The 25013-nt window shown below is 45.5% G+C and carries 21 protein-coding genes and 1 tRNA gene; 3 read left to right on the forward strand and 19 right to left on the reverse strand.

The features are described 5' to 3' along the window. Positions 1 to 29: 29 nt before the first annotated feature. The 3 genes from argS to rnr all read right to left on the reverse strand — a co-directional run bounded on the left by argS (position 30) and on the right by rnr (position 4913). The gene (argS, locus tag MRK00_03730; GenBank protein ID MDR4516485.1) at positions 30 to 1787 is read right to left on the reverse strand and encodes an arginine--tRNA ligase; all 1758 of its coding nucleotides are present in this window, start codon (positions 1785 to 1787) and stop codon (positions 30 to 32) included. 95 nt (positions 1788 to 1882) lie between these two features. After that, positions 1883 to 2644 (reverse strand): 23S rRNA (guanosine(2251)-2'-O)-methyltransferase RlmB, encoded by a 762-nt coding sequence (rlmB, locus tag MRK00_03735; GenBank protein ID MDR4516486.1) that lies wholly within the window; start codon positions 2642 to 2644, stop codon positions 1883 to 1885. A 37-nt stretch (positions 2645 to 2681) separates the two neighbouring features. Beyond that, entirely contained in the window at positions 2682 to 4913 is a 2232-nt protein-coding gene (gene rnr / locus MRK00_03740) for a ribonuclease R (protein MDR4516487.1), read from the reverse strand. Positions 4914 to 4992: 79 nt separating this feature from the next. On the opposite strand from rnr, the gene MRK00_03745 reads away from it, so the two are divergent. Continuing rightward, a tRNA-Leu gene (locus MRK00_03745) sits at positions 4993 to 5077 on the forward strand. Positions 5078 to 5348: 271 nt separating this feature from the next. Here MRK00_03745 and MRK00_03750 read toward each other — a convergent pair. The 9 genes from MRK00_03750 to MRK00_03790 all read right to left on the reverse strand — a co-directional run bounded on the left by MRK00_03750 (position 5349) and on the right by MRK00_03790 (position 14297). Then, on the reverse strand, positions 5349 to 6164 hold the full coding sequence (locus tag MRK00_03750) for an NYN domain-containing protein (GenBank protein ID MDR4516488.1): 816 nt from the start codon (positions 6162 to 6164) through the stop codon (positions 5349 to 5351). A 408-nt stretch (positions 6165 to 6572) separates the two neighbouring features. Further along, complete coding sequence (locus tag MRK00_03755) at positions 6573 to 7292, reverse strand: hypothetical protein (GenBank protein MDR4516489.1); 720 nt, start codon at positions 7290 to 7292, stop codon at positions 6573 to 6575. A gap of 265 nt (positions 7293 to 7557) precedes the next feature. Beyond that, positions 7558 to 8277, reverse strand: coding sequence for a polyprenol monophosphomannose synthase (locus tag MRK00_03760; protein MDR4516490.1), 720 nt, complete (start codon positions 8275 to 8277; stop codon positions 7558 to 7560). A gap of 234 nt (positions 8278 to 8511) precedes the next feature. Further along, the gene (locus MRK00_03765; protein ID MDR4516491.1) at positions 8512 to 9957 is read right to left on the reverse strand and encodes a heavy metal sensor histidine kinase; all 1446 of its coding nucleotides are present in this window, start codon (positions 9955 to 9957) and stop codon (positions 8512 to 8514) included. Then, positions 9944 to 10615 carry a heavy metal response regulator transcription factor gene (locus MRK00_03770; GenBank protein MDR4516492.1) on the reverse strand — a complete coding sequence of 224 codons (672 nt, stop codon included), beginning with the start codon at positions 10613 to 10615 and terminating at the stop codon, positions 9944 to 9946. Before MRK00_03770 ends, MRK00_03765 begins: the two co-directional genes overlap by 14 nt. Positions 10616 to 11028: 413 nt before the next feature. After that, entirely contained in the window at positions 11029 to 11541 is a 513-nt protein-coding gene (locus tag MRK00_03775) for a histidine phosphatase family protein (protein ID MDR4516493.1), read from the reverse strand. Positions 11542 to 11619: 78 nt separating this feature from the next. Continuing rightward, positions 11620 to 12648, reverse strand: a complete 1029-nt coding sequence (locus MRK00_03780) for an NAD(+)/NADH kinase (GenBank protein MDR4516494.1) — start codon at positions 12646 to 12648, stop codon at positions 11620 to 11622. A 78-nt stretch (positions 12649 to 12726) separates the two neighbouring features. After that, the gene (locus tag MRK00_03785; GenBank protein ID MDR4516495.1) at positions 12727 to 13773 is read right to left on the reverse strand and encodes a glycosyltransferase; all 1047 of its coding nucleotides are present in this window, start codon (positions 13771 to 13773) and stop codon (positions 12727 to 12729) included. Continuing rightward, on the reverse strand, positions 13770 to 14297 hold the full coding sequence (locus MRK00_03790; protein MDR4516496.1) for a phosphatase PAP2 family protein: 528 nt from the start codon (positions 14295 to 14297) through the stop codon (positions 13770 to 13772). The genes MRK00_03785 and MRK00_03790 overlap by 4 nt, the downstream gene beginning before the upstream one ends. Before the next feature lie 106 nt (positions 14298 to 14403). Here MRK00_03790 and MRK00_03795 point away from each other — a divergent pair, with 106 nt between their 5' ends. Beyond that, positions 14404 to 14667, forward strand: coding sequence for a hypothetical protein (locus tag MRK00_03795; GenBank protein MDR4516497.1), 264 nt, complete (start codon positions 14404 to 14406; stop codon positions 14665 to 14667). Between the two features lie 12 nt (positions 14668 to 14679). Here MRK00_03795 and MRK00_03800 read toward each other — a convergent pair whose 3' ends face one another. The 4 genes from MRK00_03800 to MRK00_03815 form a co-directional block, all read right to left on the reverse strand. Continuing rightward, on the reverse strand, positions 14680 to 15615 hold the full coding sequence (locus MRK00_03800) for a patatin-like phospholipase family protein (protein ID MDR4516498.1): 936 nt from the start codon (positions 15613 to 15615) through the stop codon (positions 14680 to 14682). A gap of 25 nt (positions 15616 to 15640) precedes the next feature. Then, positions 15641 to 16444 carry a UDP-2,3-diacylglucosamine diphosphatase gene (locus tag MRK00_03805; GenBank protein MDR4516499.1) on the reverse strand — a complete coding sequence of 268 codons (804 nt, stop codon included), beginning with the start codon at positions 16442 to 16444 and terminating at the stop codon, positions 15641 to 15643. Positions 16445 to 16692: 248 nt separating this feature from the next. Beyond that, the gene (locus tag MRK00_03810; protein ID MDR4516500.1) at positions 16693 to 17784 is read right to left on the reverse strand and encodes a metallophosphoesterase; all 1092 of its coding nucleotides are present in this window, start codon (positions 17782 to 17784) and stop codon (positions 16693 to 16695) included. Positions 17785 to 17870: 86 nt separating this feature from the next. Beyond that, the gene (locus MRK00_03815; GenBank protein ID MDR4516501.1) at positions 17871 to 19181 is read right to left on the reverse strand and encodes a glycerophosphodiester phosphodiesterase; all 1311 of its coding nucleotides are present in this window, start codon (positions 19179 to 19181) and stop codon (positions 17871 to 17873) included. 304 nt (positions 19182 to 19485) lie between these two features. On the opposite strand from MRK00_03815, the gene MRK00_03820 reads away from it, so the two are divergent. Next, entirely contained in the window at positions 19486 to 22098 is a 2613-nt protein-coding gene (locus MRK00_03820; protein ID MDR4516502.1) for a plasma-membrane proton-efflux P-type ATPase, read from the forward strand. Between the two features lie 142 nt (positions 22099 to 22240). Here the strand turns inward: MRK00_03820 and MRK00_03825 are convergent, their stop codons facing one another. The 3 genes from MRK00_03825 to MRK00_03835 form a co-directional block, all read right to left on the reverse strand. Continuing rightward, positions 22241 to 22606 carry a hypothetical protein gene (locus MRK00_03825; protein ID MDR4516503.1) on the reverse strand — a complete coding sequence of 122 codons (366 nt, stop codon included), beginning with the start codon at positions 22604 to 22606 and terminating at the stop codon, positions 22241 to 22243. Positions 22607 to 22740: 134 nt separating this feature from the next. Beyond that, positions 22741 to 23940: an ISNCY family transposase gene (locus MRK00_03830; protein MDR4516504.1), complete on the reverse strand. Its 1200-nt coding sequence runs from the start codon at positions 23938 to 23940 to the stop codon at positions 22741 to 22743. A 145-nt stretch (positions 23941 to 24085) separates the two neighbouring features. Then, positions 24086 to 24793, reverse strand: coding sequence for a Crp/Fnr family transcriptional regulator (locus MRK00_03835; GenBank protein ID MDR4516505.1), 708 nt, complete (start codon positions 24791 to 24793; stop codon positions 24086 to 24088). Positions 24794 to 25013 lie beyond the last annotated feature (220 nt).

A 25013-nucleotide genomic window follows, 5' to 3' on the forward strand; every position in this document is an offset into this window, starting at 1 on the left:
AATATTCCATATCCTCTAAAAATAGAAACTTACATTTTTTCTGGCGCGCTGACACCCAATAATTCCAGTCCATTCTTCAGTACATAGCGGATCGCGGTAATCAATGCCAGCCGGGCTTCCATCAGCGGAATTTCCGCGACCAGAAAATGAGTTGAATTATAGTAACTATGAAATTCACTGGCCAGTTCCCTCAGGAAAAAAGCAACCAAATGCGGAGAAAATTCCTGGGCCGCCGCTTTTATCGTCTCCGGGTAATCGATCACCCGTTGCAACAAAGCCAGTTCTGATTCATTTGTCAGCAAATCCGTATTTGCATCAACCAGTACTGCAGGATCGCCATCCCATTGTTTCAGTACACTGCAAATACGGGCATGGGCATACTGAACGTAATAAACCGGATTTTCATTACTTTGCGATTTCGCCAGATCAAGATCAAAATCAAGGTGTTGATCGCTTTTGCGCATGACATAAAAGAAACGCGCCGCGTCCTTGCCGACCTCCTGCCGCAGTTCCCGTAAGGTAACGAACTCACCCGAACGGGTTGACATGGACGCCTTTTTGCCGTCCCGGTATAACACCGCAAATTGCACCAGTGCGATTTTCAGTTTCTCCGGATCCAGCTCCAGTGACTGCAGCGCACCTTTTACCCGTGAAATATAACCATGATGATCCGCACCCCAGACATTGATCATCGTCTCAAAACCACGATTGAATTTATTGAGATGATAAGCAATATCCGAAGCAAAATAGGTAAACTGGCCATTTTCTCTTTGCACCACCCGATCTTTTTCATCACCAAAATCGGTAGACCGGAACCAGACCGCACCATCCTGCCTGTAAAGCTGTTTTTTCTCTTCAAGTAATTGAATTGCATACGCAACCAGGCCGTTGTCAAAAAGTGATTGTTCAGAAAACCAGGTATCAAACTCAACACCAAATTCCATCAGGTCATTGCGGCTGTCGCCGAGCTGTTCGGTCAGCACAAAATTATGGATATACGCATAATCCTGACCCAGGATTTTCTTGGCGTTGGCAATTAACTGATCCAGCGCTTCGTCGGTATTCGCCGGTTCTTCATGAGCCGTTTCAGGCAAACCATCCAGCAGCTTCTCAGGCTGATGCACATAACGATCCGCATGCGCCTGATGGATAAGCTGCGCCATCACTGTTACATAGTCGCCTTGATAGGCATTTTCCGGAAACGGCACTTGCACACCGTTTATGGCCAGATATCGCAACCAGGTTGATAGCGCCAGAATATCCATCTGGCGGCCCGCATCGTTGACATAGAATTCGCGCGTCACCGAATATCCAGCGGCCGAAAGCACATTAGATAGGCTTGCGCCGAACGCAGCACCGCGCCCATGCCCGACATGAAGCGGTCCCGTCGGATTCGCCGAAACGAATTCCACTTGAATCTTTTGACTTTTACCGAAGTCGCTCACGCCATAAGCGCCGCCTGTTTGCAGAACATGATAAAGGTAGGCTTGTTTGATTGTGCTTTTGATAAAAAAATTGATAAACCCGGCACCTGCAATCTCAACTTTTTCCAGATAGGGCGATGCGGGAATCGCCTCAATCAACATGGCAGCAATTTCGCGTGGATTCTTTCGTAACGGTTTGGCCAGTTGCATGGCAAGATTACAGGCATAATCGCCATGGCTGGCTTGCTTGGTACGCATGATTTCGACACTCATCTCTGCATCGCCAACCATGGCCTTGCCAGCGGCCTGCTGCAACAGCTGAGATAAGTGCGTCTTTAAATTTGGAGGTTCCGAAGCGTTCATCATGGAGGATGTTTTGATTATTTAATAGGATATTATTGAAAAATTTTTTAAATATACTACGACTGCCAACGTCTTTGACAACAAATAAACATTTTTTATACAGGTCTTTCGCCCTGATTGCTATTGGATTGTTGTCGAAACGTTTCAAAAAGACAAATACCCGCACTGACCGCCACATTGAGACTCTCAACACTGCCTTGCATGGGAATACGCACAACCTGGTCACAGCTCTCCCGTGTCAGTCGCCGCATTCCTTTTTCTTCAGACCCGAACACCCAGGCAACCGAACCGCCGATCCGGAAATTATTGAGATCATGATCCGCGTCATCCGCCGTTCCGATGATCCAGACATCATGTTCTTTAAGCAACCGCAGTGTACGCGCCAGATTGGTGACGGCAATATAGGGGACGGTATCTGCAGCGCCACTGGACACTTTATGCACAGCAGCCGTCAGACCGACCGCGCGATCTTTCGGCGCAATCACTGCATGTACGCCAAAAGCATCCGCCACCCGCAAGCATGCGCCCAGATTGTGCGGATCCTGGATGCCATCAAGTATCAACAATCTGGCTGGCTCGTTTAGCGTTTCCAGGACATCTTCGATACTGACATAGGAAGATGCCGGGTCAATAGTGGCCGCGACACCCTGATGACGCCGGCTGCCCGCCATTTTTTCAAGCCGGTTCTGCTCGCAGGAAATCAGCCGGATTTTATGGGTCTCAGCCAGTGTCATCAGACTGCGGATGCGCTGGTCAGCGCGCGCGGCATCAATATAGATTTCCCGGATGCTGTCCGGATTCTGCCTTAACCGGCTGATAACTGCATGAAATCCAAAAATTAAACGTGTGGCTGCCATTGTTTGCTGAACACAATAAAGGAAGATATCGTATGACTTATGGTTGTTTTTTCTTTGATTTTTTAGCGGACCGGGATTTGTTTTTCTGTTTTACAGCGGCTGCCGGTTCATTCAGGATGAAGTCTATTCTACTGGTTTCCAGATCAACCCGCACCAGTTTGACGTTTAACCGGTCACCGATACGGTATTGCTTGCCGCTGCGCTCACCCAGCAAACGTTGCCGGACTGCGTCAAAATGGAAATAGTCGCTGGGCAATTCAGATATATGAATCAATCCTTCCACATACACATCATCCAGCGCCACAAACAAGCCAAAACCGGTAACGCTACTGATAATACCCTCAAAACATTCACCAATCTTATCGTGCATAAAAAAACACTTGAGCCAGGTTTCTACATCCCGGGTCGCTTCATCGGCGCGCCGCTCCGTTTGCGAACAATGGCGTCCCAGGTCATGCCAGTCGCCAGGCTGATATTTTTCCCCATTCAAAACTGCCTTGATCGCACGATGCGTCAACAAATCCGGGTAGCGCCGAATGGGAGAAGTAAAATGTGCATAGGCTTCATAGGCCAGTCCAAAATGGCCGCAATTGTCCGGACTGTATATCGCCTGCGGCAAGGAACGCAACATGACCATCTGCAAAAGATGCATATCGGGCCTGCCTTTTATTTTATGCAATGTTTTCGCGTAGTCGCTCGCTTTGGGCTTTTTTCTACCACCGAGCTGAACACCGACTTCCTTGAGGAATTGACGCAACGCTTCCAGCTTATCCGCCGAAGGCCGTTCATGGACACGGAACAGAGCAGGATGACGATGCTTCAGCAAAAACTCTGCTGCACATACATTCGCTGCGAGCATACATTCTTCAATTAAACGATGTGCATCGTTGCGCCGTACCGGCTCAATTTTATCAATTTTGCCCTGATCGTTGAAAAACATCTGCGTTTCAGTGGTCTCAAAATCTATAGCCCCGCGCTTGTTGCGTGCATTAAGTAAAACCTTGAACAGTTCATAGAGATTTTTCAGATCGGAATAAAGCGTCTCATATTTCCTGGCATCTTTACCATTTGGATCCGCCAGCATCGCTGCAACAATCGTATACGTCAACCGCGCATGCGAGCGCATCAGTGCCGGATAAAATTCATAATCCAGTTTTTCCCCATGACGATCAAAGCGAATTTCACAAACCATGCACAAACGATTGCGATTGGGATTGAGTGAACACAGCTCATTTGACAGCACCTCCGGTAACATCGGTATCACGCGCTGAGGAAAATAAACCGAATTGCCGCGATTAAACGCTTCCTGATCGAAAACATCGCCGGGTTCAACATAGTGACTCACATCAGCGATCGCAACATATAGCGTATAGCCGTCAACACCCCGTTCACAATACACCGCATCATCGAAGTCACGGGCCGTCTCACCATCAATGGTCACCAGTGGCAAATGCCTTAAATCAGGGCGTTCCGGATGATTCCTGCTCTGCACCCGGGTTGGCAACTTTGTTGAAAGATGCTCAATTTCCGCAGAAAACACATGCGGCAAATCATGTTTGCGTATCGCGATATCGATCTCCATTCCCGGGTCTGTGTAATCGCCCAGAATTTCTACAACATGTCCTATGGGTTGCGCATGCTTGCTGGGCTGTTGAATAATTTCAACCATAACAACCTGACCGGAACCGGCACCCGATGCGCGATCATTCGGTATTAGAATATCCTGGTTGATCCGCCGGTTCTCGGCTACTACAATCAGTATACCGTGATCAATATACAGTCGGCCCACAACCTGTTTATTGATATGCTCGAGCACTTCAACAATGACTGCTTCGCGCCTGCCACGCCTGTCCTGACCAATTTCGCGCACAAGTACACGATCGCCGTGCAGTACTTTATGCATCTCCTTCGCGGACAAAAACAAATCTGGACTACCGTCATCGGGTATCAGAAAACCATAGCCGTCAGCATGCCCCTGCACTGCCCCCTTGACCAGATCCAGTTTCTCCATCACGCAATAGTCCCCTTTGCGGTTACGAAAAATCTGTCCTTCCCGGGACATCGCCGTCAATCTGCGTGCAAAAACCTCGTGTTCATGCGCATCAATTCCCAGTAATTTCTGTAATTGATTCTCGGCAGTCGGAACACCCAGTTTTGTCAAAACCTGAAGAATATATTCCCGACTCGGAATGGGATGTTCATAACGCGTCATCTCACGTTCCAGACAAGGGTCCTGGTCTCTCAATTTACGGCGCTTCTTAATTGACAAAATAACGATTTCCTATAGAATGTTGTGCTCTTCAAAGCGCTGAAATCACAGATTTCAGATGCAGTATTGATGCAGTATTGCCCAGATGGCGGAATTGGTAGACGCGCATGGTTCAGGTCCATGTGCCTTCGGGTGTGGAGGTTCGAGTCCTCTTCTGGGCACCATCTTCATACACCACTGTTATTATTGAGTTATTTTAATCTATTTTAGGACGAGACAGGAGCTAATTCCACAGCGCATTGAGATTCAATAGAATCCAGAATCAACGCCTGTCTATTCTTTTTTTAATTCCTGTTTTGGTGCAGTCAAATCTTATCGCTGAGAAATATGTTCGTCGGCCAGTCGGCATACACCGGCAAGGTTCTCTGGTAATTAGCCCATCAGTTTCTCTTGGTAATCACATTTCTACATTTATAGTAAGTGTTGAATAGCGCACTATTCATCCTGAGTAATACTTTTAATGATATAGCCACCTGATTTCTCGTCATATTCCAGTTCCAGCAGCTTGTTTTCTTGCGCGGCTTCCAGTAATTTCCCAAAGGTGCGGAATCCATGGTAGGTTTCATTAAATCCCGGCTTGCGTCGCTTCAAAGTCTGCTTGACCATAGACCCCCATACTTTTTCCTCAGCGCCGCGCTCCTCAAATAAATCTTCAACTGTCTCCATAACCAGATCCAGCGCTTCTTGTTTTTTCTCTTCTTCAGATTTTCCGTTGCTTTTAGGCGTTGCTTTTTTGACTGCCGTTTTTTGTTTGGCTTTGTGGTTTTTTTCGCTTTCCCGAATCAGATCATCATAATAGATAAACTCGTCACAATTGGAAATCAACAGATCGGAAGTGGATTTCTTGACGCCAACGCCAATGACCACCTTGTTGTTTTCACGCAGTTTACTCACCAGAGCCGAAAAATCGGAATCACCACTGATAATGACAAAGGTATCGACATGCGCTTTGGTATAGCATAAATCCAGTGCGTCTACGACCATGCGGATATCGGCAGAATTCTTGCCCGACTGGCGCACATGCGGGATTTCAATCAGCTCAAACGCCGCCTCGTGCATGGCCGATTTGAATTCCTTGTAGCGTTCCCAGTCGCAATAGGCTTTTTTAACAACAATATTACCTTTGAGCAGCAAACGCTCGAGTACTTTTTTGATATCAAAAGCTGCGTATTTGACGTCTCGCACGCCTAAAGCGATATTTTCAAAATCACAAAACAATGCCATGTTTTGTGTCTTGGAATTTACGGCCATACTGTCTCCAATTATTGTGCGCCAAATGTGGCTTGTCTGGAAAAGCACTCGTCGTTATTTTATATGCACAAGTGTTACTGGCATTATAGCCTGTGTACTGTGATGTATCCATTGACTTTGATTATGCATATTTTTTCTGAATTTCCCAGCCAGCTACCGACAAAACCATCTGTAATAGTGCGCACGGAAATTAACAAAACGAGAATTGTCAGCTTTGATATGGCGCTCTTGTTGTTCCGGTGCTGTCATTGGTTATCCTCCTTTGAAAATGTTCGAGGATAACTGAGGGGCTATAAATTATTAGCCGATAGCATTGAAGGCATCAAATTCGTTAACGGCGTTAGACAAAATGGAGATCAAAAACAGGTGGCCGCTTGATTCTCTATAAGCACCACATTTGACAATAGCTCATCTTGTCATGCGCAGAGACAAACATGACTTCAATCGCAACTTGCTTCCCGCAGATTTTGCTATTTCCATAAACGCTTTTTGTAGATTAACTCCTAATTGAATTTCTTTGCGCTTTCGATCTTCTGGGGGGTACTCTTGAAGAGATTTTCCAGGTATCAGTACAATAAGCTCTTGATCCTTCCAAATGGTTTGTTTGCAACCTGTTATTTGTATTGCATTTACTTTAACCCTGACAGGACGTAAAGCCCAACCTGCAATATATGCACCGCCCCACCAAAGTGGTAGATCCGTTACTAGTTCACTAGCGGCAGCTATTGCCATGATACTTGGATTAAATCCTGTTGCTGCCCCAACAAGGAGCGTTTCTACTGTCATGGAGAGAATTAGCCCAGTGACCCAGTAGCGCCATTGAACCTTACCAAAATCTAGAATACGTCCTGACAAAACAATATCCACGCCTGCTTCTGCACCAAGAGAACTGCGCTGCATTTTATTGAGCCAATTATAGGAAGGATCGATATCTGCATGCATTTTGCGCGCCTCATCGAAGGGAGTAACTATGAATCCAGGTTGTAGCGCAAGTTGTTCAGTGAACAGTTTCTGAGCGCTTGTCTCAACCTCTTTGATCAATTGTTCAAGTAGAATTGGCTTTTCTTCGGCGGATGGTTTTTCATCGAAAGAACGCAGATCAGTGGGCGAAGTAAGTGGCGCATCCATTCGTATTTGTGTAACGAGCAATCTTAAGGGAGGATCAGGCGGAGTAACTTTTTGAAATGGAAACGAGCTGCATCCGGTCGTTACTACCAAGATCAGCATATATGTGCATGCTAAATAAAGTAACCTCATTTGTGATATACGTTGATTTTCAACGTTAATGGCATCTTCTGAAATATTCTGATACTTAAAGCACGAGATAAATTGATCAAGATCAATTCGTATTGCGAATATATACGGGGGCTACTAATTTATTGTATTTATACTGTTATTTGTCCCTCCGTTTTCTTGATTCAATAACCGCACTCCCAGTCAGTGTCACCAGTCGCTGCAAGTAGGTTCTCTGATGAATAAAAGAAAGTTTTGATGTTCCATGAATTCTATTACTGAAACAGATGGGAACTTCGGCTACGCGAAGTTTGCCTTTATTGGCTATAAGAAGTTCAAACAAAATTTTGTAGCCCTGCGCCTTCTTGGAAATAGTCAGGGCAAACTCACGACGGAATGCAAAGAAACCGGATGTGGCATCACTAACATCACACAATGGGCTTGCTAACCAGCAACCCATACGAGACATCAATTGCCTATGTAGCGGCCAATTTGCTGTGCTGCCACCCGCCACATAACGACTACCAACGACAACGTCAAATTTATCATCAAATATAGGTGAAACTATGGCCGGTAGCCGTTCTGCCGGATGACTCAAATCCGCATCCATAACAACAATAACATTGTTATTTGCGTTTGCTGTGCCAGCAAGAACAGAAGCAATCAGGTCGGGTCTATCTTTTCTTTCAATAAGCGATATTTTTTTGGCGCGATTTTGCCAAACCCGTATTTTCTCAGGGGTACCGTCATTAGAGCCGTCATCAACAAAAATTACCTCAAAGCTATGAGGAGAAAGATTAAGGGAAAATAAACGCGTTAAAAGAAAATCAATATTTTCAGCTTCGTTCAATGTAGGTATTACAATTGAAAATTCTGACATATTTGGTAGCACATGAAAAAAGAAACTAACAAGAAGCTTCCTGCTAATAAGTAAAGGAGAATATGTTATGTGTTTTATTGGAGAATGATAATAAAACTATTATCCAACCAATAACATGACATTAAAATTACAATTTAGTCATGAACTGTCGTTTCATAGCATTCAGCCAAAGGGGCTTAGGCAATCAACATGGCATTCAGAGACAGGAGTAATTGATATATTTTGGTGATAAGTTCAATTAATACTTAGAGGGAAATTTAAGGTGACAGTCGTACCCTTACCGGTTTCTGATTCGATGCTGACTGTACCGCCATGCAATGTCATGATGGACCTGACGATAGCCAGACCCAATCCAGTATTATGGGAATCCGTTGAACGCACTCGATCGATGCGATAGAAACGATCAAATATTTTTGAAAGATGTTTAGGCGCAATACCACATCCACTATCACTGATGCGAATAATCACGTTATGCTCGGATTGAGAAAGTGTCACGGTTAACTTGATTAAACCGCCAGAAGGTGTATAGCGAATAGCGTTGGAAAGAATGTTCGTAATAGCACGCTGGAAAAGTATGGGATCCACATCTAAGTAAGATTGACCTTCACATTTGATTGTCAGTGACTGTTCTTCAATTACTGCTTCGTAGGATGTACAGATAGTCTCCAGCTCTTGACGTATATCAAGTCTTTTTCGTTGCAAAGGTTCTTGTATGTTGTCAGCACGAGCCAGAAATAACAAACTGTCGATCATACTTGACAGTTTTCCGCATTCTTCAAGAATCGATTCCAGTGCATCACAATATTCGATTTCCGAGCGAGTACGTGCCAGCGTTACTTCAGCCTCGCCCATCAGATTATTGATCGGTGTACGCAATTCATGTGCCAAATTTTCTGAGAACTGGGAAAGCCGGATAAAAGAATCTTCCAGGCGTTCAAGCATCTGATCAAACGCTACTGCGAGCACACTTAGCTCCCGAGGCCATTGACGCTGATTAATACGTGCATGCAAATCACTCGCAGTAATACGCTGAGCAGTTAGAGTGATGTCGCTCAAGGGCTTCAAACCTTGACGTGTAATCAACGCGCCGAGCATGGCTGATAGCAGTATGCCTAAAGGAAGCGTAACTGTCAGCTTTCGCTTGTAATTGATGAGAACAGCATTTTCATGGGCAATATCCAATGCAACCTGAATCACATACAATAGGCCGGTATTGTCCGTCGTTTGGGCTGTTAACAATAGAAAAGGATGTTCATTCGCTGATTCCCATTTAATGGAATTTTTGACCAGACTTTCTTTTTTTGTTTCTGCATTGGGCATTGGAAAAACTGTAATGGGAACGATTCCTAACATGCCAGGTGTTTCGATCAACACCGTGTGATCGGCTTTTAATATGCGCGAGTAATAAGTGTAGTAAGGTACTATCTGTCCAGTTGCTATTCCGCGTTGAATTTCTTTTTCTAGGAAAGTTTGACGATTCTCATGTTTCTGGAGAAGCATTTCTATATTCTGCACTTTTTCAGCAAGAAACTGTTTATCTTCTTCTCGAAGATTATTAACTAATGCCTGATACAAAAACACTGTAACCCCTATCAGCAATATGGATGCCGTAAGCGTGTAAAAGAATGTTAGTCGCCAGACAATAGAGCTTGGATAGCGATTGATCTTATCGTTCTTCAAGAACGTAGCCAATGCCCCGTAGCGTATGAATAAGTTTTTTGTCGAAAGGATCATCTACCTTGCGGCGCAATCGTCTCACCGCAACATCGACGACATTGGTATCGCTATAGAAATTCATATCCCATACTTGTTCTGCGATAACAATCCGGGAAAGAACTTCTCCATGTCGGCGCGCCAACAGCGATAATAAAGAAAATTCTTTGGGGGTTAGTGTGATTTTCATATCAGCCCGTGAAACTTTATATCGCAATAGATCTATTTCCAGATCGGAAATACAGAGTAACTCCGGCTGTGTAGTCTGGCCGCGTCGTAATAGGGAACGTATACGGGCCAGTAATTCCGAAAATGCAAAAGGTTTAACGAGATAATCATCCGCACCCAATTCCAAACCTTTGACACGGTTATTTACAGCATCCAATGCCGTCAGAAATAGCACGGGAACTGACTTGCCACTTTCCCTAAATTGTTTAACCACAGTCCAACCATCTATGAGCGGTAACATAACATCGACGATGACGACGTCGTAATTGCCAGTTGTAGCCAGAAACAAACCGTCCCGACCGTTATTCGCATGATCGACTACAAAACCATTTTCGACCAATCCTTTTTGCAGGTAAGTTGCAGTCTTGGGCTCATCTTCAATAATGAGTAAGTGCATAATAATCTGAAAGTAACAATTTATTTAGAATGTTTAACAACAATTGCTTTTAATCACTGTTTTCGATCTAAACAATAATTCTTTAAATTTTACAGCAGATAATAAAAAAATATATGCAAAATGGTTGAGGGAATTTTTTGAAACAGATACTCCCCGGTCTTTCTGCGACTTAACTGATTAGCTATGCTGTTTAATACCAGTTTTATTCGGAATCTTCCGAATGACCATATGATCGAGTGTAAATCAGTTTCTAATATTTTTCAGTATCAGCGTCTGTTCTTCACTGAATGAATCTGTTAGAACCATGTTATAAAAATTAAGCTGGTCAGTCTGGTCAGAATTTTTCTGAAAGAAACTGGCTAAATTTCAACGCTGACAGACACCAGACACCCAAATGCAAGCCAGGTCAGTACTTATTTGAGTACTTCTTTGGGGCGGGACAGACTATAGAGCATACAGTGTTTTTCTGAGATAGCATTCCACTGGCTTTCCACAGCAATTTTAGCAATGGCGCAAGTCGTCATGAGTTTGCCGTTTGAACTTGGTTTTGCCTGTTTGCACAACACCTGTAGTAAAAAATCTAGTCCAGGGTTGTGACCAATCAGTAAAACAGATTTTTCCTGTTCTGGAAGCGTTTTGATGATTTCCAGCAAAGTGTCCAGATTGGCTTCATATATCCGGTTGTCAAATCGAATGTCCTTGGTCGGTATATCCAGGGCATGCGAAAAAACCAACGCCGTCTGATAAGTGCGTAGCGCCGGAGAACTGATGATTGTTTCAGGCTTATTGGCCTGCTTTGCCAGCCATGTTGCCATTTCAGGGGCATTGGTTAAGCCTCGTTTGGAAAGCGGGCGTTCAAAATCGCTGGTTGCTTCTTTTTTCCAGTCAGATTTTGCGTGGCGTAGTAGATAGAGCAAATGTGACAAAATAATTTACGTAAAAAAATAATTTAAAGATCAAAATAATTAAGATTTGCAGCAAAATATTTCGGCAAATGAATTATTTTAACAATTACTGATGTTATGAGTAACTTCGTTCACGCAAGCTTTAATTGCGTGCGCATTGAATTCCGGCGGAATCAATACATGAATTGGGCTATTGCTGATCGTAAATTCGACTGTGTTGCCCGCCTGAATATCGCGGTTGCGGAAATAATCACCGTCCACCTGCAACGGATACGCCTGTGCATGCAGTGTACATGCAATGCTTTTTCCTGAGAAATACTGCATGGGCAAGTTTGCTGGTTTGCGCTGCAAAATTTTCATGGCTTTGATTAATTCATGCTGATGCCGTGCACCCGGCAAGAATCCTACTACCAATTCACTTTTCGATGGGTTGGCATCCGGAACAAGTTGCAGGTTTTTGGCATATGCCGAGCTGTTGGCTACAATAATATAACCCGATGCGTGATCAATGACCAGTTGTCCGTCAACGCTTACGGACACTATTGGATGATGTAATGCACATAACGCTTTTAGGCCATGCCAAACGTAAATTGAGTCATTCAACGGGCCCTTGCGCTTGCCTATATTTTTGACAGTCAATGAATCCAAACCCATTGAGGCCATATTAAAAAAAGGTTTTTTGCCTTTAATGTCCTGACCGCTGATTACACCGTAGTATTGTTGCAAACAATTACCGGCAGCGATTGCCCGAAGCAAATCGTCTGCCTGCGCACTCATACCATAAGTACGCGCAAAAAGTGATTCGTTGCCACCGGGGATGGCATAAACAGGTGTTTCCGTTTTATTGATAATGCCCAGCAACTTTCTGATGGTACCATCGCCGCCAACAATGACCACAAGGTCGCTCCCGGCGATTGTGTCTTTCATGCTTTTATACGCTTTGGTTTTCTTTTCAGATGGATGCACCGCGACATTCTTCCCATGGAAGGTCAGTTCAATTTCCATTCTTTTTGCGATTTCTTCCGTATTACCGGCGCTTGAAATCGGGTTATAAAGAATCAGGACGTTTTGCGGCGAGGGTATTTTAATCAGCACTTCGTTCGATAAAGCCAGGTTGTCAAATTTCACGGTTGCAATCGCGTGTTTTTTTGTTGATTCTGAAGTATTTCAGCATATCTGCTCTGTTTTAAGCCCAAAGCAATCAGATTAAGGAAGTTCGACCGGCGTCACCTTGACATCCGACCAGACTTGATGGCACCAGTCCTGGTCGATGGACGGCATTCCACTTTTAATCCATTGCACCAGATAGCGTGCCGTATTGGGATAGCTGATACGAACAGCTTTTGTTTCATAAAGCCACTGTTTAATAATGGTCTGATCGACTTTTTCCATCGTCTGACCGTAACCCAGTTCGACCAATGCTGCAGCATTGGAAGCCTGTTCCATTTGTGCATGAACGGGCTTTACCAGAATTTTCTTTCCCAAATAAAGCGCTTCACTGGTCAACTCAAACCCGGCATTACAGATAATACCGGCACAGTCATGCAGATCCTTTTGAAAACCATGCAGTGACAGGGGCTTGCAATGAATATGCGGGTATTGGGGTGTGAGTACTGGATCAAATGCGTAAATATTAAACTCAAAATCCTTGAATGGCTCGAGCAACTTGATTAATTGCTGCTGATTTTCAAATGGCAGATAAATAACGATCTTGTTTTTTTGTATCTGTCGCGGCAAATCCGGTGTAGCGATTATAGGTGGCAAAATAGGCTGGTCAAAATGATGCCAGTGCAAACCGATTCCGATTTCAACCGGGGCAAAATTTTTCATGACCGTCTCCCCAAGCGGATCGCTTCCCGCTCGCGGTATTTTATAGTGAAAGGCATATTGATGGCTCAGTCCGATCGTTTTCTTTTTTTGGCGGCGCGCCGCCCAGGCAGTCACAGGTTCGAAATCGCATATCACAAGATCATAATCACTTAAGTCGAGTTGCCTGATATCTTTGATCAAACGAATCGGACTGGATTTCAAAACGGTTTTGATATGATTGATCTTACCGTTTCGGACACTGAACGTCAGACCTTCGCACCAGTGATGATCATTGAAAATTTCCATATCAAAAAACTGATCCTTCGGTCTGCCGGTAAGCATATAAGTTACCGCAATTTCCGCATCGCGCAACTCTCTGGCCATGATCCGCCCGCGGGTAATATGACCGTTACCTGTGCCTTGTATACCGTAAAATACTTTCATGGCAATATGACTTCCAGGCTGATCAGCGCCGTACTCACGCCCAAACACATGCCCATCAAAGTATCGGTCGGGAAATGCACACCCAGCATAATGCGCGAAAGGCCGATCAGGAATGCCCAGCCCAATAGCAGTGGCATCACCTCAGGGTAAAAATAGCCGCAAAGCACGGCGACCATAAATGCAGCGGAGGTATGACCCGATGGAAAGCTGAATTGATCGGACGGTTTGATGATGCTTTGAAATCCATCCAGAACAGACGCTGGACGGTTGCGCCTGAATCCATTTTTTAAGACATAATAGACAGGACGTTCGACTGCAAAACCAATCAAAAGCGCCAGGAAAACGGGACTCTGAATACTCTCCTGCAAGCCAATCCAGGCAAGTAACATCAGGTACAAATGACCATCTCCTGTTTTGGAAATGTAACGATTCAATGTCATTAAATCCTCGTTCAGCCGTATACTATTCAATCGATTGAATAGCGTCAGATCGTATTCATGAATGGTTTTGAGCGTCTTCATCATCTGCGCCTTGTGTTAAAAACCAGATGGATTCTATACAACAACGATGTCAAAAAGATGACGTTTATATGATGTTTTTTTGACAGTTTTATTGATTACGAATCTGTTTATGCAGATCACGGATTTTGCGCCAGAAGCGGCTGCTATGACGGTTTTTGTGAACCAGGCGAATAGTCAGGCGTTTGACTCGATTGGATACCTTGAGCATGATCGACAGACCAATTACCATGGTTGGAATACCAAATGGCCCCGGCAACGGGAACAATATGACTCCAATGACAAAAACGACCGTTCCGACGCTCATCAGCACAGCGCGTTTGATCATCCAGGTATCGTTTTATTTGAAAACGTCAGTAAATTGGGTAATTTGTGATAACAGGCGAAGTTACCAGGAGGATAGTGTTATGTGATTTTCAGGTAACCACTGTTTGATACGATCCCGGTTTTGTTCATACCATGACCTGCCAATTGCTATAGCCTTGTGCTGATTAACGGGATTATTTGCCGAGTCCATGTGGTCGGGCATATTATAATCTTTCAGCGATTGATTGATATACAGTACGTGTTCGCCAATAATTTCTTCGGTCATTTTGACATTGGCAATCATTTTTTCTCTCAGGATTACGGAGGCGATACCTTTGGCTGACCACTGTACACCGCCGTAGGAGCGGGCCTTAAAACCATCGAAAGCAAAGCTGCGCCAGCCAGAACCAATAGAGAGAACTTTTATAGGATGATTCTGCCAAATTTGCCTGGCGTGAAAATAGGCGCCGAGTCCGGGGTTATTCATTCCAACGCCACCATCGATACGCCAGCTGCCATCTTCCATCTGTACAGGCGGGAAATAGGCTGGTGCCGCTGTACAGGCATCCGCTATTTCACTTAAAAGAAAATTTACCTGATTTTTATTTGTAAAAATTTCCAGCTGGTCATGGTCCAGATTGAAACAGGGAATGAAAATCTGTTTCTTCAGCGAAGAGAGTCTCAGATTACCCAACTCTTTTTGTAGAGTCTGGCTTTTTGAAATGCCTGTATATTTGGGGCGTATTTGGACTTTGCTCAACAACCGGTTCGTCCAGTGTTCAGCCATCATGCTTTCAAGCAATCTGTCTTGCATAATTAATTGAATGATTTGGGCGGCGCTCATCGCGCGTCCCAGTATCAGACAGGCAATCATACCGCCCGATGATGATCCGGCTACCATATCGAAGTGGTCATAAGTTGAAGCACAGGTATCTTCTTCCAGACAGGCAAGCATGCTCAACTGAATCAACAAATGGCTGCCACCGCCATCCAGGCTTAATACAAACTTGGGCTTCAAGGAAATCTCCTGATATTGATGCTGGCTATGCTGCTTTTTTTGCGGCGATCATGCCTTCGATATTTTTGTATTGCTCGAACTTTTCAGCCCAATGCACCAGTTCGAGTGATCCATCAGTATGTTCAAGCAAAGTGGTACAGCTTTCCACCCAGTCGCCATCATTGCAATACAGCATTGAATCGATTTCCCTGATTTCGGCATGATGGATATGGCCACAAACCACGCCGTCAACGCCGCGTTCTTTGGCAAGCCTTGCCAATGCATCCTCAAAGCTGCTGATATAGCTGACTGCATTCTTTACTTTCAGCTTCAGATACGATGATAACGACCAATAAGAATAACCAAAAAATTTTCGCAAGCCATTTAAATGACGGTTTAGCCACAGCAACATATCGTAGGCTGCATTGCCCAGTTTTGCGATCAGGCGGCTATGTTTGACCACAACATCAAATTCATCGCCATGCAATATCAGCAGTTTTTTGCCATCTTGGGTGGTGTGTACATAATCCAGATGAATTTCAAGATTGCCGAATACATGACCTGCACAATCCCGTATGGCTTCATCATGATTACCGGGTATATAAATCACTTTGGTGCCGTGTTTGGCTTTGCCCAGAATCGAACGGATCACATTGGTATGCTCTTGCGGCCAGTATGGATTTTTCCTAATACACCAGAAATCCACGATATCACCAACCAGAAACAGATAATCCGTTTCAACCGAATGCAGAAAATGTAGCAGTGCTTCAGCCTGACAACCGCGGAATCCGAGATGGATATCCGAAATCCAGACGCTTCTGACTTTCATAGAGGGTTTATTCTTGTTCATCATATCTTATTGAAGTGGATAGAGAATAATGAACAGAATAAATTAGCTTTATTAAATTGCTTTGAAGGATTTATGAAAATTTGATTAAATTTTTATTAAAATTCCAACTAAGCGCCAAAGTTCTGCATGAAAAGGGTAAGGCGATTCAATTTGGGGAAATCGTAAAAAACCGCCTTACCAAGGGCACCAAGAAGAATGGTAACCACAAAGTGTTACAGTACTATTAAGAAACAGTATTCCGGAATATTTTAGAAATTTCCCGGAACCAGTTGCGGCGCAAAATTAAAGACTTCCTGGGAACGTGGATCAACGGTTACTTTAACCCAGTGGAGCTCTGAATCACCAAACACCTCCAAGCGTGTTAGCTTGGGTACTTGTGGATTATCGTCCGGACCGGTAGCATCCGCATTCGCATACCAGGGTAAAAGCCTCGGCCGGTCAACCCGGAAGACATGCGAATCACCATGAGCAAGAACGACCGGGCGATCATACTCCAGACTAAGAGCAAATAATTTCTCCAGGAATGCATTAAAACCTGCGCGTTCCGGATCGTCAGCAGGCAACTGAAGGTTTGGATCTGCTTGCATGGCAATCAACACTCCGGCAGCATTATGCGACATTGCCCATTCAAATGTTCTTTCCAACCATTCAAGCGATGCGGCGTTACGTTCGTTGAATTCAGCAATTCGGTCTTGTCTCGGGTTTGCAACACTGTCGGATGCATCAATTCCTGACCAGGGCCTTAGGTTGTTGTTACTGCCGACAACATGTATTGTCGAAACCACAATGCGGCCAGTCATAAACAGCACATTCTCAACGAATGGTTCAAAGCCAGGCAGGGTGGTTTGCGACAATACTGGGCGTGGTTTTTGGCCGGTAGTCATGCCAGGATTTGGAAAAAATAGCTGGCGAATAAATGTTAATCGCTCCAGTGGATACCAGCCGCCATTGTTGGCACGGTGACAGTCTGTCCATTCGTTGTCTCCAGGCGTATAAACCAGTGCAGTGCGGATTTGTTGCAGTTGATCAAATCGGCGTTGCAAGCGTTCATCGGTACATTCTGTTCCACCACTTTTGATATCACCTACATGAATTACAAATTCAATCTCATGATCCTTGTTGATGGCATCAATCATGCGGTTAAATGCCACCTCTTTCTCATCACCATAAGGCCCGTCGCCAATTACGGCAAACGAAACGGCGTTGGCGTTATGTTTAATATCCTGATTATGCTTGCCACTGGCAAAAAGATTAGTCGTAAAAGAAAACAAAGTTGATGCAATGGCAAGGTAGAAAAGCAGGCCTACTATATGGCCAAAATTTTCACGCGTTGTGGGCATGTTGATCTCCAAATAAAGATTCCTGGTCAAAAAAGAATCGTTGCATGGCAGGGATTCAAAGCCTGCCACTGTTTTTATTTCGTGTTCTATTTAAGATTCATACAATTGGCATAATAAGAAACGGTTGCCGGCCAGTCCGAGAAAATACCGAGAATGCCGACATCTTGCGCCAGTACGTGCAAGGCCTGATACATGTCACCGTCGTTGTTGATGACAGCATCAGGGTCAATTGGGTTGGGGTTTTGGCCATTGAGTGTTTGGAAATAAAAACCACCGCCGTTGGTTAACGGGCCGTCGCGTTCAAATGTCCAGGTGATGATATCCAGCCCGGAGTCCTTGGCTGCTTTTGCATAGCGAGAAGGTACGATTTCGCCATCTTCGATTTCCAGCAGCATCCACATCGGTGGTGCGATAATTTGCACACCATCGGTGACCAACTGCTCCATTGTTGGCGACCAGGTTGCAGGATTGCGATGGTCAAAAGCGGGATCGTCGTATCGGCCATCGAGATAAACCGCCTGATTACCAAAATCGGGCTCATTCTGAATCCAGTAAAGAATGTCACCAAGATTGAACGATTGCACATAGACTCTGGAAGCACGCACACCAGCTTCCTTGTATTCATCAATCATTTTCTGAGCGTAATCTTCCTGTGAGAACCCATCGAACGGCATGGGAACGCTGGGTGATTTCAATTCCGGCGTCATTTTTACACCCAGTTCTTTGAATAGCGCGATACTTTCCTTGTGCGTCAGTAATGTGCCACGGGTCGCATACAGATCCGTTCTCCAGTCGGCTGTGCCCTTCATATATTCACTCACTGTAGTGGCACGCGGGTTGGAAGCATCCATTTTGCCTTTTAGGGACTTGAATTCGGCAAGTGTTATGTCGCTGGTACAGCACTGTGCGCTGGCAGGTGTAACCAGATTTCCTTCAGCGTCATAAACAGCGGGCTGAAACGGCACTGAACATTTATCGGCCAGCTCAGTTTCAAGGATATTGGTCGTGGTATGCAGATCACACTGCGAGTGACGGCAAACCAGCTCTTTATCTTGCGTGAAGGTAACATCACACTCAATAATGCCGGCGCCCATTTTTGCTGCAGCCATATAGGACTGCAACGTATGTTCCGGAAATTGCATCGCTGCGCCGCGGTGACCAATAGAAAAATCGGTTTTTTTAAATGGACCGAACTCGCAACTTTCAAGTTTCTCTTTTAATGGACCTTGATCCATATCTTGAACCAGAAAAAACGGCCGCGGCCCTAATTGAATATCGTGTCCTGGGCTTTTGCTGGATTTATGTCCGTGTCTGGATCTTTCACCTGTGTCGGCCCAGCTTACTGCATATAACACTAAAACGATAATAGCTGCGCCTATCATAATAATGCGATTCATCTGCTCTCTCCTGTCAATTATTGAATTGTTTTAATAGTTCCATTAACTGCAAACGCTTGATGAGAAGCGGTAGCGAAGAGAATGCTAGCGAACAAATGTTTCGGTTTTATGCCTATCAGATGAAATTTCAATGACTTTATGATGAATGATTGTCAAACCCGAGTGATTCATTATTTACGGACAATTACCGACTTCACGGATTGCTAGCCGGGGTTTTGCAAACTGGATACATGCGCTGTATTATTTGCTAGAGTGGTCAGAACAGCTTCGGTCAGAAATGTTAATCAGCAAAAAGGAGTCTGGCATGGATAAGGCAACGGATACATATCGTGATCAATCGGTCACAGAAACAGCCCAGATTCTGGAGACGAATACGGAGCAAGGACTCAGTGCGGATCAAACAGCAAAACGTCTTGCGCAATTCGGCTACAACGAAATCGTGGAAAAAGAAGAACCGCTCTGGCATCGCATTTTCCGCCGCTTTTGGGGACCGATTCCATGGATGATTGAATTGGCAGCATTGTTGTCCGCCATAGTTCAGAAATGGGAAGACTTCATAATTATCATGCTGATGTTGCTGGTTAATGCTTTTTTGGATTTTTTTCAGGAGCACCGGGCGCTGAATGCACTCAAAGCGTTGAAGCAGAGTCTGGCGAATGAGGTCATCGTCCTGCGTGATGGTAATTTTCAAACGATACCCGCGCGCGAACTGGTGCCCGGTGATATCGTCAAGATCAAGATAGGCAATATTGTACCGGCCGATGTGCAGCTGTTCAGTGGGGATTATCTGCTAATTGATCAGGCCGCGCTGACCGGCGAATCGCTGCCCGTTAGCAAAACAATCAATGAAGTGGCGTATGCCAATACAGTTGTCAAGCAAGGAGAAATGCTGGCTGTGGTTGTCAATACGGGCATGCGTACTAATTTCTCAAGTGTCGTGTCACTGGTTGCGCAAGCCAGTTTGAAAGAACGCAGTCATTTCCAGAAAATGGTGATCCAGATTGGTAACTTCCTGATCATGATTACCCTGGCACTGGTTATGCTGATCGTGATGATCTCCCTTTTCCGCCACGAACCTTTACTGGAAATAGCGCGTTTTGCACTGGTACTGATCGTGGCCGCGATCCCGGTGGCGCTACCGGCAGTGTTGTCGGTTACCATGGCTGTCGGTGCAGTTAATCTTGCGCGCCGTCAGGCGATTGTGTCACGATTGACAGCCATTGAGGAACTGGCGGGCGTCGACATTCTGTGTTCTGATAAAACGGGCACGTTGACCAAAAACCAGATGAAAGTCTTCAAACCGGTTATGCTGGGTGATCATAACGAACGTGATCTGTTTTTACATGCGGTACTGGCTTCAAAGTCCGAGAATCAGGATCCGATCGAATTACCGCTTTTTGATTACGTCAGTGAGCATTTTGAAGATCTGGATTGGCATGCCTATCGGCAAGCGCATTTCACGCCTTTCGATCCAATACGCAAGCGCACCGAAGCGCAAGTTGAAAAAGACGGCGAAAATTTTACGGCGATCAAAGGCGCAGCACAGATACTGCTGGAACTGGCGCAGTTATCCGATGAAGAAACACAGCATATTCACAGCCTGGTTGATGAACTGGCGGGCAAAGGCTACCGCACACTAGCGGTTGGCCGTCAGAAAGGGGATGCGCCACTGGTACTGCTGGGTCTGATTCCGCTTTACGATCCTCCGCGTGAGGATTCCAGTCAGGTGATTACCCAGATGAATGAGTACGGTGTCCAGGTTAAGATGGTGACCGGCGATAATCTGGCAATTGCCAAAGAGATCGGACGATTGCTAAATCTGAAGCTGAGAACGATCCGTTCATCACAACTGTCTGGAGCCGCGAGTAATGAATTGCTGGCGCTGGCCGAAGCGCTGACAACTGCAATTTACAGACATCTTAAAGGCGATGTTCAGTTAAAGGAGGCCCGGCAGTTTTCGAACGATGTGATGGCCGAAGTGACCCGTCTTTTTGATACGCGCCTGTTGAATCGGGAATTTATTCATACACACGAATCTGCAATTGTTTCAATGGTGGAAGAAGTCGATATCTTCGCCGAAGTGATACCCGAGGATAAGTATCGCATAGTCGATATCCTGCAAAAGAATAATCATATCGTTGCCATGACCGGAGACGGTGTTAATGACGCGCCCGCTTTGAAAAAAGCGGATTGCGGTTTCGCTGTTTCCAATGCCACCGATGCAGCGCGGGCTGCTGCTGATATTATTCTCACCGCGCCGGGGTTATCGCTGATCAACGAGGCTATAAGGCAGGCACGCATTACCTTTGCGCGTATGAAAAGCTACGCCACTTTCCGCATTGCGGAAACGATTCGTATCATTCTGTTCATGACCTTGTCTATCACGATATTCAACTTTTATCCGATTACCGCTCTCATGATCATTCTGTTAGCACTGCTCAATGATCTTCCGATTCTGGCAATCGCCTATGATAATACCAAGGTACATAAATCGCCTGTCCGGTGGGAGATGCGCGAGATGCTGGTTGTTTCTTTGTCGCTGGGAATTGCCGGTGTTATTTCCTCGTTTCTGCTGTTTTTTATACTGCAGGAGCAGGGTTTTTCCGAAGATGTTATTCGCACCATGATTTTTCTCAAGCTGATTATTGCCGGGCACAGCACCCTGTATGTCACCCGTGTTGAAGGATGGTTTTGGGAACACCCGCGGCCTTCTTTGCTGTTGTTCGGCGCTACATTCGGAACGGAAATTGTCGGCACGCTGATTGCCGTCTATGGCATCCTGGTCACGCCCATTGGCTGGGAGTATGCGTTGTGGATCTGGCTTTACGCTTTGGTGTGGTTTTTGGTCGAAAATGTCGTCAAAATATTAGCCCGCCGTTTACTGTGCCAGCAGAACAACAAGGCAGGGCATATTTGATGAGGGTGCTCGACTGGGCAAAATAAAACGGGAAACCATTATCCTGAAGTAATTGCCATGAACCTGCCGGATTTACCCGGTTGCGTGTTATACCGCAATGCGTTTTTGCAGAGAATGAATCTCTGCGGTTAAAATACTACAATCAGTCCTTTTCAATAGTTTGTGCTGCGCGATAGTCAGTGAGCAAGCCCGCTACGATGATAATCGCGCCCATGGCCATATAGAAATTCCTGGCCATGGGTTCATCAGAAAAACCAAGAATAAAAGGTATCGCTACCAGCGTTGGACCGACGATGCGTTCGATCCAGCCGTGCAGCGTAAAAGCAAGCATCTTGAACATACCAAGAGAAAAGTCTGATGCCAGAGTGACCACCAGATGAACCCCAGCCAGAACATAGGCCAGCAGGGCGGGTGTCTGGCTTAAATCCAGCAGTGTCGGCACCAACAAAAAAATACCGACGGTCAGAAAATCCAAATAACCATGATTGCGTGCTGAAATAATTTTCATTGGAATGCTCCTTATATTGTGGTTGGTTGATAGCGGTATCATTTTAGAAGTGTTGTCAACAAATAGAATTGTCCGGTTTTATAGCAAATAAACTGTCCGCTTTGCAATTAAACGCAGTGAACTCCTCTCGATGTTCATTGCGAAGCTGTGGCGGCGGATTTACGCAACAGCTTTTCATCATGTTTTATTTCCTGGCCTGCTTTATCGTACTGGGCAATTTTCCGCGGCCCATGCAAGATCGCTAACTTGCCGTCGGGATAGCGCAGTACTGTCACCTTGGCCTTCACGTAATGACACCGATGTTGATTGGCAGGAATTTGCAGCTTCAAGTTGTTGAAGCTGACGCAATTGTCATGACCCACGACACGCTCATGACGCTCGCACAGGAAATCCTCAATTTCTCCACCGATCCAGGGTACAAATGCTGATCCATCTACCGCAGCAGGCTGCTTGAATTCATCGTTAAAAGCAGGCATATAGACTTCCTGCAGATAACGGTTTGCCGTTTCCATGTCGGCGATGCCTGCCAGCGCCAGTTCCTTGGGTAAACGTTCTTGATGGGTGCGGAACATGCGCTCACTGCGTCCACGCGCCTGTGGCGAGTAGGCCGCGATCATTTCAATTCCGAGCCGCTTCATGGCTTGTCCAAACTGCGTAAGATTATGTTTGTCTACTTTGCCACCAGCCTCTGGTGTATGCCAGTAGTGACTGCCTCGGTCTGAATAAAAGGAACAGAACAATCCTTGCTTCTCTATCACCGCCTGAACGCCTCTGAAGCTGCTGGCAGTGCCTTCTTCCTGAACAAAAAACATCGAGTAATGTTCACTGGTTGCATCGTCCATAGTGACGATTAAATCCCATTTCTGATTGGCTACCCATTCATGGGTGCTGCCATCCTGATGAATCATCATTCCGGTCAGTGGTGAGCGTTCACGACGTTTTCGATGCGCGCCACGCTTTGATGTACGTTTGATCAACCCAGCTTCTTGTAACCGGCTCTTAACCCACGTATAACTGCGTGTGCCACCGTCCTTGCAATACCATGCATGAAAATGCCTGGCATTCCAGCCAGAATAACGGTTGCGATACTGTTCCGTTAAACGCATCACTTCATCCACTGGCGCACAGCGGTGCGATGCCTGGGTCAGCCGCTTGTCCAATAACGCATCCAGACCACCTTCGTCGTATTTGTTCATGTAGCGCCGAAATGTGCGATCACATACACCAAGCAGCTTTGCTGCTTCGTCTTGCGTGATACTCCCACTTTTATAATTCCCATAGGCTTCCTCAAATCTCATCTTCCGTGTCTCCTGTAGCCATTCTGTCCGTTTCATCCTTGTCCCTCCTGGGACTAAGATAATCCGGACAAATCATTTGCTACATACCCGGACAGTTTATTTGTTCTCTACAGGTATCATTTTAGAAGTAGCAATGATGACTGTCTGTTATTTGGAAAACACTTCTGGATAAAATTCAGCTTTAGTGGAAATTATTCGCCCGCAAGGCGGCGTCGTTGATGCATATCTGCTCGCGCGTATAATCCAGCATGCCGCAGTTTCTGAAATTGTTCTTGATGGTGCTGACCATAGAACGGCTGGCGCCGACTAGATCGGCCAGTTCTTGCTGGGTCAGGAAAATTTCCTGAGAATAGCCGTGCGTGCAACGCACGCCAAACAGCTGCGCCAGTTCCAGTAACGTTGCAATAACGCGTTGTTCGACGGGTTGAGTCAGTATCATGCGCAGTTTGTGCTCGATCTGCTGCTGCCGGGTATGCATCGATTCGAAAACCAGCCATGATAAATCCGTCCGGCTGGAAATGAGTTGCCTGAAATCATCATGCCCGATCCGGTAACAAATAACCTTGTCCAACACCTGCGCGCTTTCTTCCATCGTCTGATCGGATGCATTGTATTGCAGGTGGCCGATGATACTGTCACGCGTAAGTAATGCGAGCGTCAGCGTATTGCCCTGCAATGTAAGATACGAAAGTTTGACAATACCTTCTTTGATCCAGAAAAAATCAGTACACCGGTCTCCCTGCTGGCAAAGAAAATGCTTGCCGGGGATTTCGATTTCCCGAATGGAAGCATAATCTTTTATCCAATCTTGCAGATTTTTCTCGAAAATAGAGTGGAGTGAATCGATGGCTGCGCCGCCGTATTTGTACGATGACATGATCTGCGTCATTTAACCTAAAACCTTAGTTGGAAGGGATCTAATACTCTTTTAACTTGATATTGTCAGGTACAGTCGCAGGAAAGGATGTTCCCTTTTCAAGTGCTGTAACGCGACTGCAGGACGCCACGGTAACGGCCTGTGGGTGAGCTTGCCAGCGCCCATGGATTGCGTTATGCCTTTGGAAAATAGAACGACTATTTCCTGCAAGGCACGCCTTGCCATGTACACT

It is taken from the genome of Nitrosomonas sp., assembly GCA_031316255.1.
Classification (GTDB): domain Bacteria; phylum Pseudomonadota; class Gammaproteobacteria; order Burkholderiales; family Nitrosomonadaceae; genus Nitrosomonas.